At 62.0% G+C, this 15,233-nt stretch carries 14 protein-coding genes; 6 read left to right on the top strand and 8 right to left on the bottom strand.

The genetic code is table 11. From position 1 onward, the window contains the following. Positions 1-74 precede the first annotated feature (74 nt). On the top strand, positions 75-1,067 hold the full coding sequence (locus DWB85_RS02410; protein WP_117952604.1) for a LysR family transcriptional regulator: 993 nt from the start codon (positions 75-77) through the stop codon (positions 1,065-1,067). On the opposite strand, the gene DWB85_RS19385 is transcribed toward DWB85_RS02410, so the two are convergent. Genes DWB85_RS19385 through gor form a run of 5 tightly spaced genes read right to left on the bottom strand, consistent with a single transcriptional unit; the run spans position 1,068 to position 7,282 of the window. Further along, the gene (locus DWB85_RS19385) at positions 1,068-1,256 is read right to left on the bottom strand and encodes a hypothetical protein (RefSeq protein WP_133300550.1); all 189 of its coding nucleotides are present in this window, start codon (positions 1,254-1,256) and stop codon (positions 1,068-1,070) included. Positions 1,257-1,274: 18 nt separating this feature from the next. Beyond that, a complete protein-coding gene (locus DWB85_RS02405; RefSeq protein WP_117952603.1) occupies positions 1,275-2,168 on the bottom strand; it encodes a DUF4340 domain-containing protein in 894 nt (297 codons plus the stop codon). Then, entirely contained in the window at positions 2,165-4,990 is a 2,826-nt protein-coding gene (locus DWB85_RS02400) for a Gldg family protein (RefSeq protein ID WP_117952602.1), read from the bottom strand. Before DWB85_RS02400 ends, DWB85_RS02405 begins: the two co-directional genes overlap by 4 nt. Beyond that, positions 4,980-5,912 (bottom strand): ABC transporter ATP-binding protein, encoded by a 933-nt coding sequence (locus tag DWB85_RS02395; RefSeq protein WP_117952601.1) that lies wholly within the window; start codon positions 5,910-5,912, stop codon positions 4,980-4,982. The genes DWB85_RS02400 and DWB85_RS02395 overlap by 11 nt, the downstream gene beginning before the upstream one ends. Before the next feature lie 11 nt (positions 5,913-5,923). Beyond that, positions 5,924-7,282, bottom strand: a complete 1,359-nt coding sequence (gor, locus tag DWB85_RS02390; protein WP_117952600.1) for a glutathione-disulfide reductase — start codon at positions 7,280-7,282, stop codon at positions 5,924-5,926. A 229-nt stretch (positions 7,283-7,511) separates the two neighbouring features. On the opposite strand from gor, the gene DWB85_RS02385 reads away from it, so the two are divergent. Next, a complete protein-coding gene (locus tag DWB85_RS02385; RefSeq protein ID WP_117952599.1) occupies positions 7,512-8,579 on the top strand; it encodes a DUF481 domain-containing protein in 1,068 nt (355 codons plus the stop codon). Positions 8,580-8,610: 31 nt separating this feature from the next. Here DWB85_RS02385 and DWB85_RS02380 read toward each other — a convergent pair whose 3' ends face one another. Together DWB85_RS02380 and DWB85_RS02375 are read right to left on the bottom strand one after the other, a co-directional pair. Continuing rightward, positions 8,611-9,672, bottom strand: a complete 1,062-nt coding sequence (locus tag DWB85_RS02380) for a 3-deoxy-7-phosphoheptulonate synthase (protein ID WP_117952598.1) — start codon at positions 9,670-9,672, stop codon at positions 8,611-8,613. 91 nt (positions 9,673-9,763) lie between these two features. Continuing rightward, a complete protein-coding gene (locus DWB85_RS02375) occupies positions 9,764-10,162 on the bottom strand; it encodes a zf-TFIIB domain-containing protein (RefSeq protein ID WP_117952597.1) in 399 nt (132 codons plus the stop codon). 220 nt (positions 10,163-10,382) lie between these two features. On the opposite strand from DWB85_RS02375, the gene DWB85_RS02370 reads away from it, so the two are divergent. The 3 genes from DWB85_RS02370 to DWB85_RS02360 are packed head-to-tail and all read left to right on the top strand — an operon-like array spanning position 10,383 to position 13,743. Further along, a complete protein-coding gene (locus DWB85_RS02370) occupies positions 10,383-11,015 on the top strand; it encodes a c-type cytochrome (protein WP_117952596.1) in 633 nt (210 codons plus the stop codon). 6 nt (positions 11,016-11,021) lie between these two features. Next, the gene (locus DWB85_RS02365; RefSeq protein ID WP_117952747.1) at positions 11,022-12,230 is read left to right on the top strand and encodes a cytochrome-c peroxidase; all 1,209 of its coding nucleotides are present in this window, start codon (positions 11,022-11,024) and stop codon (positions 12,228-12,230) included. Continuing rightward, positions 12,223-13,743 (top strand): parallel beta-helix domain-containing protein, encoded by a 1,521-nt coding sequence (locus DWB85_RS02360; protein ID WP_117952595.1) that lies wholly within the window; start codon positions 12,223-12,225, stop codon positions 13,741-13,743. Before DWB85_RS02365 ends, DWB85_RS02360 begins: the two co-directional genes overlap by 8 nt. A gap of 45 nt (positions 13,744-13,788) precedes the next feature. Here DWB85_RS02360 and DWB85_RS02355 read toward each other — a convergent pair whose 3' ends face one another. After that, positions 13,789-14,457 carry a DsbA family oxidoreductase gene (locus DWB85_RS02355; protein WP_117952594.1) on the bottom strand — a complete coding sequence of 223 codons (669 nt, stop codon included), beginning with the start codon at positions 14,455-14,457 and terminating at the stop codon, positions 13,789-13,791. A 189-nt stretch (positions 14,458-14,646) separates the two neighbouring features. On the opposite strand from DWB85_RS02355, the gene DWB85_RS02350 reads away from it, so the two are divergent. Then, the gene (locus DWB85_RS02350) at positions 14,647-15,210 is read left to right on the top strand and encodes a hypothetical protein (RefSeq protein WP_117952593.1); all 564 of its coding nucleotides are present in this window, start codon (positions 14,647-14,649) and stop codon (positions 15,208-15,210) included. Positions 15,211-15,233: the final 23 nt, after the last annotated feature.

Here is a 15,233-nt window from a genome sequence, read left to right as displayed (position 1 = left end):
CCGCTGTTCGCCAATAGCTACTGTTTGCTAGCATTGGCCCAATAACGATAAGTTATTTCTCTGGGGGCGAAGAAATGATTTCCAGAAAGCTGATCCGCACCGATCTCAATCTGCTGGTTGCGCTGCAGATTCTACTGGAGGAGCGCAATGTCACCCGGGCGGCCGAGCGGCTGTCGGTGAGTCAGCCGGCGCTGAGTAAAACCCTGCAGAAACTGCGCGACAGTTTCGAGGACGAACTCTTTACCCGCACCGCCCATGGTCTGGTGCCGACTCCCCGGGCGGAGGAACTGGGGGCAGGGCTGCCCGCCGTACTGGAGACGGTGGAGCGGGTGCTGGGGGATTCGGAGTTCGACCCCGCGACCTACAGCGGCAGTTTCAAGCTGTTACTGCCCCCTATCCTTTGCGAGGCGCTATTGCCGGGCCTGATCGCCGAGCTTGATGCCAGCGCTCCCGGTGTGCAGATTATCACCGCCGAAGTGACGCCGGACTACCAGGACTTGCTGAAAAAAGGCGAGATCGATTTCGCCGCTTTCGTGGCCCTGGAAAAAGACCGTGACATTCATGCCGAGCCCATCGTCACCCTGGCCCCCCGCTGTTACATGCGCGTCGACCATCCGCTGGTGACGCAAGAGGAATTCGACCTCAAGGACTTTCTCGCCTACAGCCACCTGCGGCTCTACCTGCCGGGACTGACCCGGGAGAACACCTCGATGGTGGACGACGTGCTCGGCCAGTATGGGGTGCACCGGAATATCGTGCTGGAAACCACCCAGTTCGCTTCCGCCGTGGGGGTGCTGGCCCGCACCGACTGCCTGCTGGTGGCCAACGCCGGTTTTGAGGCCAGCGGCCTGTACAAGGATTTGATCACCGGGCTGGAGATGCCGGCTGAACTGCAGCGGATGATACGCAACACCCACAGTAACAACCGGGGGAAAATGTCACTGCTGAGGCATACCCGTACCTCCCGCAGCGCCCCCCACCAGTGGATGCGCACCCTGCTGATGAAGCACTTGAGCGGCCCGGGTGAGCAGCTCGAGCCGGTGCGTCAGTTGCAGGCCATTCCCTGACTATTCGTCTTCCAGTGATTGCCGGCGCTGTTCTGCGGAATCATTGACCATGCCCTGCACGCCCCTGGCCTTGTCCAGCGATTGCTGGTAGCTCTCGGGTATGATGGACTCTGCCTCGCCGCCGCCAGAGGCGTTGTACAGAATCCAGCCGATGGCGCCCAGCGCCAGGATCATTCCCAGTAATCTCATGGTGGCACCCCCCTGGGCTTATTGTGCGCCCGATAGCAGGAGGCTGTCGATACCCGTCAGTTTATCGAAGTCGTAGGCGCTGATCCGGAACAGCTGGGGGTATTCGCTACTCGCCGCGTAATAATCCTCACCCAGCCGGAACAGTTCCAGCCTGGTGTTGCCCGCCAGCGCGGTGATGTCGAGAATCAGCGCCGCTTCTTCCCGCTGCGCCGCTTGCTGCTGCTGCGCTGAGGCGACCCCGAGTACCTGCAGGTTGCGCAGGGCGTCCAGCAGCGCCTGCAGCTCCCGCTGCTCCGGCGTTTCGCCAGTGCCCAGCTGCCACTCGCCGTCCCGGCGCTGCAGGCTGTAGCCATCGGCATTGATTGCCACCGGTGCCCGGACCTGCAGCAATCGCGGTTCAAGCCACTGACCCGCCTCAACGGGCAGGTCGAACAGATTCAGGTCCAGGCTGTAAATCCCGTCGCCGAGTTCGTTGCGGGCGTGCACCTTGCGAAAACCGGGGGAGGTGCCGAGATAAACCGTGCCGACGGTTTGGCCCAGTGAAGCCAGGGTGACCTTGCGGCGGTAGTGATAGTCCGCGACCTGGAAGCGTTGCCGGGCAGCAAGGGTGTGGGCCACTGCCCAGCCGGGGTCCCCGGCAGTCAGCTTCTGCAGCACTTCTGCGACTTTCTCCGGGTCGGCGGGAAGCCCGGACAGCTGGGGCAGCTGCCAGAGGTCGCCGCTTTTCTGCAGCTGCACGACTCCGCCGCTGCCGTCTTCCACCCGCAGTTCGTCGATGACGTAGGCATCCGTGGCCAGCAGTGCCTGCTTGCCGGGACCAGCGCTGCCGGTATCGTCCGCGCGATACAACACCATGGTCAGGAACAGTTGCGCCACCAGCAGCGCGCCGAGAACAATGCCGGTCCGGTTCACAGGCCAAGCTCCCGGGCGTAAAAGCGCACCAGCCGCCGTCGCCGTATCCAGAATACCAGCGCCAGCACGCCCAGCCACAGAAGTGCAGCGGCATAGTTGAACAGCTCGAGATAGACCCGGTGCTGTTGCTCCATGGGCGGCAGAGTGCGGTTGAAGTGGGCGCGGGAGCGAATCTGCAGCAATCGTTGGTCCTGCAGGGCCCAGTCGAGACTGTTATTGAGCAGCTCCAGTGGCCCCAGGTAGCGGCTGCCACTGGCGCGAACCAGGGCGCCCAGCACCCGGTCGCTGAGAAAGTCGTTGGAAGCAAAGATAATAATGCGCGCCGCCTCGGGGGAGCGCTTGACGAAACTGTTGACCCCGGCGCTGACCCGGGCCGGTAGCGCCCCCAGCTCTGCCGGAGGCTGCTGGAAATAGGACTGAAAGCGCCCCTGCAGAATCGCGCCCAGCAATTGACGTCCAGTGGCTCCCGCGGGACTGCGGTCGTCATTCTCGCGCGGGGCGATGTCATCGCCGTGCTCGAGCCAGGAGTCCTGACTGCTCCACAGCAGTTGCGACACCCGGCGCTGGTTGCCCCGTTCAATCGCCAGCGGGGAGGCCCAGGCCATGGTCAGCTGGGGCAGGCTGGCATTTATCGGGTGGCGGCCAAAGCCGCTGTTGCGAATGTCGATAAAAAACGGGTAGTCGACAATCCTGGTGTCCTGGAACTGGTAGTCGCCCTCGTTGCGCTGTACGGGGGCCGGGAAGCGGGCATGGCGCCGGTCCAGCACCAGTGACTCGTCCGTGCTGATACCGTGGTGCCGCAACCAGGGTTCCAGCCCGCTGTTCCAGCGGCGCAGCTTGAGGGTGCCTTCCAGCGGTTCCACTGAAAACGGCGATGTGGCCAGGATCACAGTGCCGCCGCGCATCAGGAACTGGTCGAGGGCGAACAGCGCCAGGGTGTCGAGTTCCCGCGGTGCAACCACCACCAGGATGTCGGCCTCCGGGCTGATCTCGCCATCCCCCAGGTCCTCCATGACGATGCTATGGTTGCGGGTGATGGCCGCCTGGAGGGCCTCGAAGCCCGGGCCGCCGAGGTTGTACGCCGCCATTTGTTTACTGACCCGGGGTGCCGCCAGCGCCACGGTCTTGGTGAAGTCGCGGGTGAAGCGCTTGAGTCCGGTATCGAGGGATTTGCGGAAACTGCCCGGGTCGAAATCCCCGGTGGGCAGTTGTACCACCTGTTTGTCATCGGCCAGGGTCAGGTAGAAGAAGAATGCCTGGTCGGCATCCAGCGAGCTGCTCATGGGAGTGAAGCCCCACTGCTCTTCGATCTGCCTGGCGACATCGCCATCGCCGGCTTCGGGGTCGATAAAGCGGAAGCTGAACTTGCCGCCCGCTGCATCAGCTGCCCGCTGCAGCTGTTGTTCAATGGAGTCGCGGTAGGCAACCAGCATGCCGGGCAGTCGCTCATCGTCGGATACATAGCCGATAAATTCCACCGGCCTGTCGATGCCGGCGAACAGGTCTCCACCGGCGCGGTAGCTGGACACGACATCGCGGATGGCGCGGGTGATATCGAATTCCGGATTGCGCAGTAAAACCTCGGCGTTGCCGCGGGCGCTGGTGCGTACTTCGATCAGGTCGGAAAACGTCAGCACATGATGCTCGGTGCCGTATTGCACCAGCACGGTGAAATAGCCGTTGACCAGTGACGCCTGGTAACGATTGGTTACCTGGAAAGGCGTCGGTTTGATGCCGTAGCGCTCGTTGGCTTCCTTCTCCAGCGCGGGATTGCGGGCCGGGTCGACAAACTCCACCCGCACCCGGGGGCCGCCGGCTGCCGCATATTCGGTCATCAGGTCCTGCAGCTGCGGCACCAGCGGCGCCAGCAGGGGATGGCTGCGGGCGCTGAAATAACCGCGGATCAGCAGCGGTTCCGCCAGCTGTTCCACCAGCTGGCGACTGGACTGGGACAGGGAGTGCACGCGGCCCTCGGTGATGTCCCAGCGCAGGTGTTCCACTTTTGCCAGCCACAGGTTGGTGAGCAGCAGGTTGGCCAGCAACAGGGTGGTGCCGATGCGCCAGTGGCGTTGCCGCGGGGTGCTGGCAAACCGGGCCCAGCCCTCGCGCTCGAGGTAGTAAATGTTCAGCCCGAGAAAGGCGATTACCAGGCTCAGGTAGTAGACCAGGTCGCGCAGGTCGATAATCCCGCGGGTAATGCTGTCGAAGCGGGAGCCGCTGCCTAGCTGGCGCAGCAGCTCGGCGCTGCGATGGTCGAAAAAGTCGGTAAGCAGGTCGCTGCCCAGCAGATAGAGCAGGCCACACAGGGTGACACTGCCCAGCAGGCTGACAATGGGGTTATCGGTGCGCCCGGAGACGAACAGGCCAATCGCCAGGTAACTGCTGCCCAGCAGCACGCTGGCCAGGTAACCGCCCCATACCGGGCCCCAGTCCAGGTCCGCCAGCAGTGCCACCGTGACAGGCAGGGGCAGCGTGGCCACGAGGGCCAGCAGCAACAGGCTGAGGCAGGCGCGGAACTTGCCCAGACTGAAGCGCCACAGGGCGCTGGGCTGGACCAGCACATGCTCCAGGGTGCCGCTGCGCCGTTCCTCACTCCACATGCGCATGGTGATGGCGCTGCACAGGAAGATCAGCAGCACCGGCATCCACTCGAACAGGGGCCGGGTGTCGGCGATGTTGCGGGCGAAAAAGGACTCTACCCAGAACACCACGAACAGGCAGACAGCGGCAAAGCCGCCGAGGAACAACCAGGCCACGGGTGAGGCGAAGAATAGCGACAGTTCCTTGCGCGCAACGCGCCGCGCGACGTGGCTACTGTCCATCGTTGATGACCTCGCGGTAGACGTCCTCAAGATGTCTCGACTGCGACTCCAGCTGGTACAGGCGGGCGCCCGACTGCAGCACGCAATGGGAGATATTGCCGGCGGCGGTGTCGGCGGCGCAGTCACCGCGCAGCTGCAGATGATATTCGCGCATATTCTCGCGGTTGCCGACACATTGTACCGACTCGACCTGCGGCAGGTGGGCCAGCAGCTTGCGCAGGTCTTCACCGCCGGCGTCGGTGCGCAGCAACATGCTGCCGCAGTCGCGCAGTTGGGCCAGTGACTGGTCCAGGGCCAGTTGGCCGTTGCGGATCACCAGGACCCGGTCACAGACCGCTTCCACCTCCTGCATGATGTGGGTCGAGAGGATAATGGTCGCCCGCCGCGACAGCTGGTCGATCAGAGCGCGCATCTGTTCGGCCTGGTGTGGATCCAGGCCGTTGGTGGGTTCGTCCAGGATCAGGAAACCGGGCCGGCCCAGCACGGCCTGGGCGACCCCCACCCGCTGCTTCTGCCCGCGTGACAGGCTGTCTATGACCTGCAGGGCGTGCGCCGTCATTTCGGTGGCGAACAGCGCCTCCTTTACCGCGCGCAGCCGTTCGGAGCGGGCAATACCCTTGATGGTGGCGACGTAATCCAGGTAATCAGCCACCATCATGTCCGGATAAACCGGCAGGTTCTCCGGCAGGTAGCCCAGCTGGCGCTGGATGCAGTAGGCGTTCTGTCCGAGGTTCTCGCCGTTGACGGTAACCGAGCCCGTTGTCGGCTCCAGGTAGCCACTGAGCATGCGCATGATGGTGGTCTTGCCGGCCCCGTTGGGGCCGAGCAGGCCCACGACCTCGTTGTTGTTGATGGTGAAGGACACGTTCGACACCGCGGTAGTGCGGCCAAACTGTCGGCTCAGGTGGCTGGCTTCGATCATGTGCTGGGTCGTCAGTCTTCAGGGACCGGTTCCCGCATGGTGACAAATTCCTCGGCGGCGGTGGGGTGGATGCCGATGGTATTGTCGAACACAGCCTTGGTGGCCCCCGCTTTCAGGGCGATGGCAATGCCCTGCATGATCTCGCCGGCATCCGGCCCGACCATGTGCACGCCCACCACCTGGTCGGTTTCCCTGACGACGATCATTTTCATGAAGCTGCGCTCGTCGCGCCCCGACAGGGTGTGCTTCATTGGCTTGAAGGCAGACTTGTACAGCACGATATCGCCATAGCGTTCCCGTGCTTCCTCCTCGGTAAAACCCACCGTGCTGATATTGGGCTGGCAGAACACGGCGGTAGGGATGAATTCGTATTCCGGGCTGGCATCCTGCTGGCCAAACTGGCGGCGGGCAAACGCCATGCCCTCGGCCAGGGCAACCGGGGTCAGCTCCATGCCGCCGGTGACATCGCCGAGGGCGAAGATGCCCGCTTCGCTGGTGCTGAAGTGCTCGTCCACGGCGATGGTACCGTCGGGGTTGAGCTCCACGTTGACATTTTCCAGCCCCAGGCCCGCCAGGTGGGGCTTGCGGCCGGTGGCATAGAGCACGGTATCCGCCTCCAGGGTGCTGCCGTCAGTCAGTTCCACCTGCAGGCCACCGGCCCCCGGCCTGATGGCAGTGACATTGGTTTCAAAGCGCAGCTTGACCCCGCTTTTGGCGATCTCCCGGGCGGCGTGGGCGCGGATATCGGCATCGAACCCGCGCAGGAACAGGGGCCCGCGGTACAGCTGGGTGACCTGCGAGCCGAGACCGTTGAAGATGCCGGCAAACTCGACGGCAATATAGCCACCGCCGACCACCACCAGCCGCCGGGGGAATTCCTCCAGGTCGAAAACCTCGTTGGAGGTCACTGCGTATTCACTGCCCGGGAAGTCGGGGATATAGGGCCAGCCCCCGGTGGCGATGAGAATCCGTTCGCTGGTGTACTGGCGATCGCCCACCGCCACGGTATGGGCGTCGACGATGCGCGCGCGGCCATCGATGAGTGTCGCGTCGACACCTGAGAGCAGCTTGCGGTATATCGCATTGAGGCGGGAAATTTCGGTCTTTTTGTTGTCCCGCAGCGTGCTCCAGTGGAAGCTGGGCTGTTCACCTTCCCAGCCGAAGCCCCTGGCATCGCTGAAGCCCTTGCCGTATTCGGCGGCGTAGACATAGAGCTTTTTCGGTACACAGCCCACGTTGACGCAGGTGCCGCCCATGTAGCGGTCCTCGGCCACGGCGACCCGGGCGCCAAAACCGGCGGCCATCCGCGCTGCCCGCACGCCGCCGGAACCGGCGCCAATAACAAACAGGTCAAAGTCCATGCTGGACATGATCTCTCCAAAGTCTGGTGAAAGCGCAATCTTAGCAGTGTTGGTCCCGCGGCCCAATTTAATCCCTGCTATCGCGGTGATTGTCTGAGACCGGGGCCTGCTAACACCAGGCGTCTTGACCCTGGTCAAATTTGCTGCAAACACTGACTGTACAAGCTGTTTTCAGTATTATCGGGGCCGTTTTCCCCTCTTCACCAAACCTGCCAGACAAAAAACAGGAATAGACATCATGCCCATGACAGTATTTGTGAGAACACTTGCGCTCAGTTTCGCGTTGGTAGCGCTGCTGGCGCCAGGCGCCAGGGCGGAGGAGGCCGCCGCCACGGAGCCCGCCGCCAGCGACGAGATCCGGCTCAAGAACGGCTCGCGGGTGATTGGTAAAGTCACCGATATCCGTGACGGGGTGGTCACTGTGGAAACCGACTTTGCCGGCGCCATAGCGGTGTCCCTGGAACAGATCGTGACCATGACCACCAGCGACCCCGCGACCCTGCTGCTGGCCGACGATACCGTGATCAAGGAGCAGGGTATCGAGGTCAGGAATTCACAGCTGATCGTGGATGATGAGCCCGGCGTTCCCGAGCAGTCATACGCCCTCGACCAGGTGCTGATCGCCAACCCGGAGCCCTGGGAACTGGGCCAGGGCTATAACTGGACCGGCCTGGTCAGTTTTGCCGCCGTCCTTGAGCGCGGCAACACCGATACCGATGAGTTGGATTACAAGCTGGAGAGTTACTGGCGCAGTGTTCGCGATCGCTACACCCTGAAAATGGATGCGGAAATAGATGAAACCAACGGTGAAAGGAGCGCCGAAAACTGGCTGATGCAGGGCAAGTATGACTATTTCCTCAGCGAAACCACCTACTGGGGCGTCAACCTCAGCGCCGAGGCGGACGAATTCCGCGACCTGGACCTGCGTTACCTGATAGGCCCCTATATTGGTCGTGACTTCTATACCGATCCCCTGTTTACCCTCACCACCGAGGTCGGTGCATCCTACGTCAACGAGGACTTCTCCACCGCCGAAGACCAGGACTACACGGCCGCCAACTGGTACCTGCGTATGACCAGCAATTACCTGGGCGGCGATTCCCTGCTGTACTTCGACCAGCGGGGTATCTGGAACCTGGACCAGACCTCCGACGTGGTCATCGACACCGCTGTGGGCCTGTCTTTCCCCCTGTTGTGGGGCCTGGAAGCGGCCGCCGAGATCCTGTGGGAGTACGACTCCGGCGCGGTTGAGGGGGTAGAGGAAATGGATGAAACCTATCGCCTGCGCATCGGTTACCGATGGTAATCCCGCCGCGGGCGGCGCGAGAAGCCGCTCGCTAGCCGCGCTGGCCCATTCGTACCGCGGTGGCCAGTTGCTCCAGCAGGGGCACGGTTTCCGCCAGGGACAGGCAGGCGTCGGTAATGCTCTGGCCGTAGGCCAGGCCGCTGCCGTCGCCGATACTCTGCTGGCCCTCCACCAGGTGTGATTCCAGCATGACCCCCCGTATCGCCCCCTGTCCGGTCTGGATCTGTTCACACAGGCTGGACATGACCCGGGCCTGGCGCCGGTGGTCCTTTTCACTGTTGCCGTGGCTGCAATCGACGATGAGCGAAGGTGTCAGTGCCGCCCCGGCCAGGGCCACCGCCGCCTCCTGCACCGCCGCCGGGCCGTAATTGGGCCCGCTCTGTTTGCCGCCGCGCAGAATCAGGTAACCGTGAGGATTGCCGCTGGACTGGAGGACGGCAGGCGTGCCTTCCTTGGTCAGCGACGGGAACCAGTGGCTGTGGGCCGCACTGCGGATCGCGTCGATGGCGACATCGATGTGCCCGTTGGTGCCGTTCTTGAAACCCACCGGCATTGACAAACCCGAGGCCAGTTCGCGGTGAATCTGGCTCTCCACGGTGCGCGCGCCGATGGCGCCAAAGCTCACCAGTTCGGCGTAATACTGGCCGAAGGTGGTATCCAGGAACTCGCTGGCGGCGGGAATTCCCAGCTCCGCCACGTCGAGCAGTACTTTCCGGGCCAGGTGCAGGCCCCGGTTGATGTGGAAACTGCCGTCCAGGCCCGGGTCATTGATCAGGCCCTTCCAGCCGACCACGGTCCTGGGTTTCTCGAAGTAGACCCGCAACACCGGCAGGATCGCGTCTTCCAGCGGCGCGCAGGCGGCCTTGAACTGGCGGGCGAAGTCGAGCAGGGCGGCGGGGTCGTGCACCGAGCACGGTCCGACGATGGCGACCACCCGGGGGTCCTGGCCGGACAGGATGTTCTCGATGTTGCGCCTGCCAGCGGCGACAGTGGCGGCATGGCGCTCTGCCAGCGGCAGTTCATCCGCCAGCACCCAGGGGGTAATCAGGGGCCGGGCACTGTCGATCCGGATGTCATCGGTATTCTGGCTCATGGGTCTCCTGCCTGCATGAAGTAAGTGCTTGCTATCAGTGGTGGTTAATAAAAAAGGCGACCTTGGCCGCCTTTGTCACCTCTGGGGAGGATTATCGGGCGCCCTTGATCAGGCTGCGGAACCAGTCCGCCCAGGTTTCGTGTTTGTAGTCGCTGAACTCGCCGGCGTCCATGAACATGCCATGCTCCTCGCACTCCTCAAACCAGATATGGGGCTGGTTCGGATCCGAGCGTTTCTCCATATCCTTGCCGCAGCGGGGGCAGGCGATGTCTTCTACCGCGTCCCACTTTTTGCCTTCCTCCGGGTCACCCATGTCCAGGGCGTCGCCCATCCACTTGCCTTTCAGGGTTTCGGCCTCCCCGGTATCAAACCAGAGCCCCTGGCAATGGGTACAGCGGTCAATCACCACATCGCCGCCATAGGTGATCTCGTTCATGCCGTGTCCGCATTTGGGGCACTTTATGCTGTGCTCGTCCGGGTTGTATTCCATGTGCTTTCCCTGTGTTCTGGTCGATATTGATCGGGCCGGGGTAGGCGGGCCCGTAATCTCTCTGAGTCTAGCCCACGCCACCACGCTTGTCCTCCCCCGGAACCAAACCGGGGCAGAAAAACCGTTTTTCAGCTACGTTTAATCTTCGGAATTATCATATGCGGCTTCAACTGATACAAGTAGGTTGGAGTCTTTGGCAGATCCCAACGGAGAAACAGTGATGAAAACGTTCCTGACAATCGCCCTGACCCTCGCTGGCCTGGCTGCAACCAGCCTGCCCGCCTGGGCCCAGGATGTGACGGCGGGCAAGTCCCTTTACAGCAGCTGTGTGGCCTGCCACGGGGCCATGGCGGAGGGTAATCAGGATTTCAGCGCTCCCCGGCTCAACCACCTGGAGCCGGTCTATATCGCTGCCCAGCTGGACAAGTTCCGCCAGGGAATTCGCGGCGGGGAAGGCGCCAGTCTGACTGCCCGGCAAATGGCGCCCATGGCCGCTACCCTGGCGGACGATCAGGCGCTTGCGGACGTGGCAGCCTACATCGCCAGCCTCGACAGTGAGCCGTCGGCGGCGACCATCGAGGGCGATGCCGCCATGGGCGCGGATTACTACAACCAGTTCTGCGGTGCCTGCCACGGCGCTGCCGGCCAGGGCAACCTGGCCTTGAATTCGCCGCCTCTGGCGGGCGGGGACGACTGGTACCTGGAAGCGCAATTGCTGGCCTTCCGTGCCGGCCAGCGGGGCAGCCATCCCAAGGACACCACCGGCAAGCAGATGCGGGCGATGGCGGTTATCCTGCCTGACGAGCAGGCGGTGAAAGACGTGGTTGCCTTCCTGCACAGCCTCGGTCGATAACGCATGATGCTGCGCAGATTTATTCTGTTGGTATTGTTGCCCCTGGGCTGTACCGTCGCGGCGGCCCAGAGCGCGATCGTGCTCAATGCCGATTGTCCCCCGGGGTTTGAACTGAGCGCCGGCCACTGTGAGCTGCGCAGCCTCTACCAGATGTACCCCTCCCTGCAGGAAGCCGGTGTCGGCGGTCTCAAGACCGGTCTGCCCGAGTACCGCGACGGCTTCAGCCCGCAGCAGACCGATCTCGGGCGCTACCTGTTTTTCGACCCGGTGATATCCCGCGACGGCAGTGTCAGCTGTGCCAGCTGCCATCACCCGGACAAGGGCTTTGCCGATGGTCTTGGCCGCAGTGTCGGTATTGACGACGCGGTGCTGCCGCGATCTGCGCCCACCCTGTGGAATGTGGCCTTTCTCAACAGCTTCTTCTGGGATGGTCGTGCCAGTTCGCTGGAGGAGCAAATGCAGGGACCCCTGTATGACAAGCACGAGATGGGCGGTGATCCCCAGTGGCTGCTGGCGACCCTGAACGGCATTGCCGCCTACCGGGCCCTGTTCGCCCAGGCCTTCCCGGCAGATTTCACGGATGGGTCAGCGCAGATCAGGCTGGATCAGGTATATACCGCCCTGACCGCATTCCAGGTCTCGCTGGTATCCCTCAATAGCCGCTACGACCAGTATGCCCATGGCCATGCCGACGCCCTGACGGAAGTGGAAAAAGAGGGACTGAACATCTTCCGCTCGTTTGTCGCCCGCTGCGCCGAGTGCCATACTCCGCCGCTGTTCACCAACCAGCAACTGGCGGTTATCGGTACCCCGGAGCCGGCGGGAATGCCCTTTGACGCCGGTGCCGAACCGGTGCTCGAGGAGCCCAGCCAGCGGGGCGCGTTCAAGATTCCCAGCCTGCGCAACATCGAGCTGACCGCGCCCTATATGCACTCCGGGCGTTTCCCGACCCTGCGTGAAGCGGCCGCTTTTTATACCGGGGGCCGCGGCCACGCGGTGCCGGAAGGGGAAGAGCTGATGATCCACTGGCACATCTGGGAGCCGAACCTGACCGAGACCGAACTGGACCGGCTGGTGGATTTTATGAAGACCCTGACCGACGAGAGTTTCAAACCGGAAACACCGGACCGCCTGCCTTCGGGAATGCGGCCGGTTCACGATAACATCGCCCTTGCCGGCGAAATACAACAAGATGGAGCTACCACGCATGAATAAATTCGCAGTCCTGGCAGGTGCCCTGGCGCTGCTGGCAGGTGGATACTACCTGGGGACCAGCAACCAGCCCGAACCGACCGTAATCAAGGTGCCCGCGGCACCGAAAGCCGAGTTCAGCTCCGGGGGCAGTGCCGAGGTGGCTGCCGCATCCGGCAAGGTCAGTGTGCGTGCCTGGGAGACGCCGACCTCGGGTGAGGTGATCATCGTCAAGGACGGTGAATCCATCCAGGAGGCGGTGGCCGCAGCGGAGCCGGGCGCGGTCATCAAGGTGATGCCTGGCACCTACCGGGAAACGGTTTATATCGACAAGGACAACATTACCCTGTCTGGCGTGATCGAAGAAGGCCGCTACCCGGTACTGGAAGGTGAGGACGTGCGCAACGACGCGGTGCTCTACTCCGGTAACGGGGTGACGGTGGAGAATCTGTACATCACCCACTACAAGGGCAATGCCATCATGGGGCAGGCGGGTAACAACTACATTATCCGCAACAACATTATTGTCGACACCGGCGTGTACGGCATCTTCCCCCAGTTGGGCAAGAATGGCATCGTCGCGCACAATATTATTTCCGGTATTGAGGACGCCGCGATTTACGTCGGCATGTCCGATAACGTCGACGTGGTTTATAACCAGGTGTTCGGCAGTGTCGCGGGTATCGAGATCGAAAACAGCCGTGCCGCCCTGGTTGAAGGTAACTATGTGTACGACAATACCGGCGGCATCCTGGCTTTCATCACCCCGGGCCTGCCGATCAAGACCTGCGGCGATGTAATAATTCGCAACAACTTCGTGGTCAACAACAACCACGAGAACTTCGCCATCCCTGGTTCGCTGGTATCCAATATCCCCCCGGGCACCGGCATGCTGATCATGGCCTGTGACGACGTGGTGGTGGAGCAGAACATCATTACCGGCAATGACTCGGTCGGCGTGCTGTTTACCGATTTTTCACTGGCGAGCAACGCATCCCGCGACCCCGACTCGGACCCCAACCCGAACCGGCCGAAGATCCTCAACAACATCATGCAGGACAACGGCAACAATCCGGCGCCCATGGTCCGCGCATTCCTCGCCACCCAGCTGGAGACCAGAGGCCCTGATTTTGTCGACACCGTGGGTATGGATGACGGTTGTATCCTGCACCCGGAACGCTTCCGCACCCTGGGCCTGGACAATTACGGCGAGTGCGAGTTCTCCAACACCAGGAACGTCCTCACTTACACCCTGCCGGAGCCTGTACCGCCGCGCAAGGACGATCCCAACATGGACAAGGGCAAGCTGGCTTATTACGGCGTTTGCGCCGGGTGTCATGCCTACAACTCGCGCATGATCGGTCCGCCGACCCAGATTATTCAGGCGCTGTACATGGATAACCCGGAAGGCATTGCCGCTTACGCCGCCAACCCGGTGAAAAAACGCGATGATTATCCGGAGATGCCGCCACAGGCGCACCTGGATGAAGAAACCCGGCTGGCTGCAGCGCGGTTCATGCTTGAACTGACGAAGTAACAAGCTGCCCGAGAGCGGGGGCCTGTTCAGGCCCCGTTTTATTACCTAGCACCAGCTGGCCTCTTCTCCCGGGTGCTTGAGCAGTTCCTCTATATTGGCACTGAGTACGCGATAACCGACGTTGCCGTAAAGTATCTGGCGGCCATTGTTGAGTATCCAGGTGGGGCTGCCGCGCACGCCTGATTCACTGGCGGTTCGCAGGTCGCTGCTCAGCGATGCCATGGCACTCCCATCACGGAAGCAGCGGGCAATCGCTTCTCTGTCTACCCCCTGCCCAGCGGCGATTTGCAGCAGCAAATCCATGTCACTGACATCGTTCCCGTCGCAGAAAAATGCCCGGCGGATTTGCAGCGCGGTGGCGGCCAGTGCTGCCTCTTCGGCCACCAGGCCGACGGCCCGCAACAGCCAATGGGCCTGGGCTGAACTCCGGGGCCGGGTATTGCGCCAGATGTCCGGATGCACCGTCGCATGGGCGAAGGGTTCGGCGGAGTGTTCAACGTGTTCGGCGAATTTTTCGAAACCGTCATCCTGGCCCCAGCTAGCCAGTATTTTCCTGTTGCAGTCGCCGAATATGTCCACGAAGTGGTGTCGCAGCAGTACCCGGGTTCCCCACTGTCTGCAGAGTTCCTCAAGCCTGGGTTGCGCGATCCACGCCCATACGCAGAGCACATCGCTGTAGTAGTCGATAATAATCGGGGATGTTTTTTCCTGCATATGCAACCTCCGCTCAGCCAGGTCAGTTCCTGCGTTCGATACTAGGGGCAATCCAGTTACTGTGAACAGCCCCCGGCAAGTTAAAACCGTGAAGACTTGATGCAGGTTAAAAAATGTACGTTACATCTTTTAAAAATCGTCCTACACTAACTGTGCGGTATCTACTCACCATACGGAGCGTATAAAGCAATGTTGGAAAAAGAACTGGCCCAGGCCACCAAGATGGCCGCCGAGGCCAACAAGAAGGTAGAGCAACTTCGCAAAAAGCTTGTGTCTGAATCGGAGAAGGCGAACGCCAAGGCAAAGCGGGAGCTGCAATCCGCGCGCAAGAAGCACAGCACAGCCAGCGCCCGATTGGAGAAAGCCCGGACTGCACTCAAAAAGAAAGCCACGCCCGATAACCAGAAAAAAGTGGAGGCGCTGAAAAAGCAGGTGCAGGAGTTGGCCGATACGGTAGCCAGCATTGCCAGGGCCGCCTATGAAGCCGCGCAGAATTACACCAAAGTAAAAACTGACGCGATGATTGAAGAGCGCAAGGCAAAAGCCGCAGACCGGGCGGCGGAAGCGGTTGAAAAAGCCGCAGCCAAGCCGAAGAAGAAAGCGGCGAAGAAAAAATCAGCGGCCAGGAACAAGGCTCCGGCGAAGAAGAAAGCCGCAGCCAAGAAGAAGGCTGCACCGAAAAAGAAAGCGGCAGCAAAGAAGAAAGCTCCCGCCAAGCGTAAAGCGGCACCCAAGAAGGCCGCGGCCGGCTAACGGCCCCAGCCTGAAGTAAGCGG

Origin of the sequence: Seongchinamella sediminis (assembly GCF_003457605.1) — a bacterium.
Lineage (GTDB): Bacteria > Pseudomonadota > Gammaproteobacteria > Pseudomonadales > Halieaceae > Halioglobus > Halioglobus sediminis.
This window is presented reverse-complemented; position numbering and strand designations above follow the sequence as displayed.

Excerpts from the sequence above, each read along its gene's own strand:
- DWB85_RS02410 (WP_117952604.1), top strand. The coding sequence starts at position 75 with ATGATTTCCAGAAAGCTGATCCGCACCGATCTCAATCTGCTGGTTGCG.
- DWB85_RS19385 (WP_133300550.1), bottom strand. The coding sequence starts at position 1,256 with ATGAGATTACTGGGAATGATCCTGGCGCTGGGCGCCATCGGCTGGATT.
- DWB85_RS02400 (WP_117952602.1), bottom strand. The coding sequence starts at position 4,990 with ATGGACAGTAGCCACGTCGCGCGGCGCGTTGCGCGCAAGGAACTGTCG.
- DWB85_RS02395 (WP_117952601.1), bottom strand. The coding sequence starts at position 5,912 with ATGATCGAAGCCAGCCACCTGAGCCGACAGTTTGGCCGCACTACCGCG.
- gor (WP_117952600.1), bottom strand. The coding sequence starts at position 7,282 with ATGTCCAGCATGGACTTTGACCTGTTTGTTATTGGCGCCGGTTCCGGC.
- DWB85_RS02385 (WP_117952599.1), top strand. The coding sequence starts at position 7,512 with ATGCCCATGACAGTATTTGTGAGAACACTTGCGCTCAGTTTCGCGTTG.
- DWB85_RS02380 (WP_117952598.1), bottom strand. The coding sequence starts at position 9,672 with ATGAGCCAGAATACCGATGACATCCGGATCGACAGTGCCCGGCCCCTG.
- DWB85_RS02375 (WP_117952597.1), bottom strand. The coding sequence starts at position 10,162 with ATGGAATACAACCCGGACGAGCACAGCATAAAGTGCCCCAAATGCGGA.
- DWB85_RS02370 (WP_117952596.1), top strand. The coding sequence starts at position 10,383 with ATGAAAACGTTCCTGACAATCGCCCTGACCCTCGCTGGCCTGGCTGCA.
- DWB85_RS02365 (WP_117952747.1), top strand. The coding sequence starts at position 11,022 with ATGCTGCGCAGATTTATTCTGTTGGTATTGTTGCCCCTGGGCTGTACC.
- DWB85_RS02360 (WP_117952595.1), top strand. The coding sequence starts at position 12,223 with ATGAATAAATTCGCAGTCCTGGCAGGTGCCCTGGCGCTGCTGGCAGGT.
- DWB85_RS02355 (WP_117952594.1), bottom strand. The coding sequence starts at position 14,457 with ATGCAGGAAAAAACATCCCCGATTATTATCGACTACTACAGCGATGTG.
- DWB85_RS02350 (WP_117952593.1), top strand. The coding sequence starts at position 14,647 with ATGTTGGAAAAAGAACTGGCCCAGGCCACCAAGATGGCCGCCGAGGCC.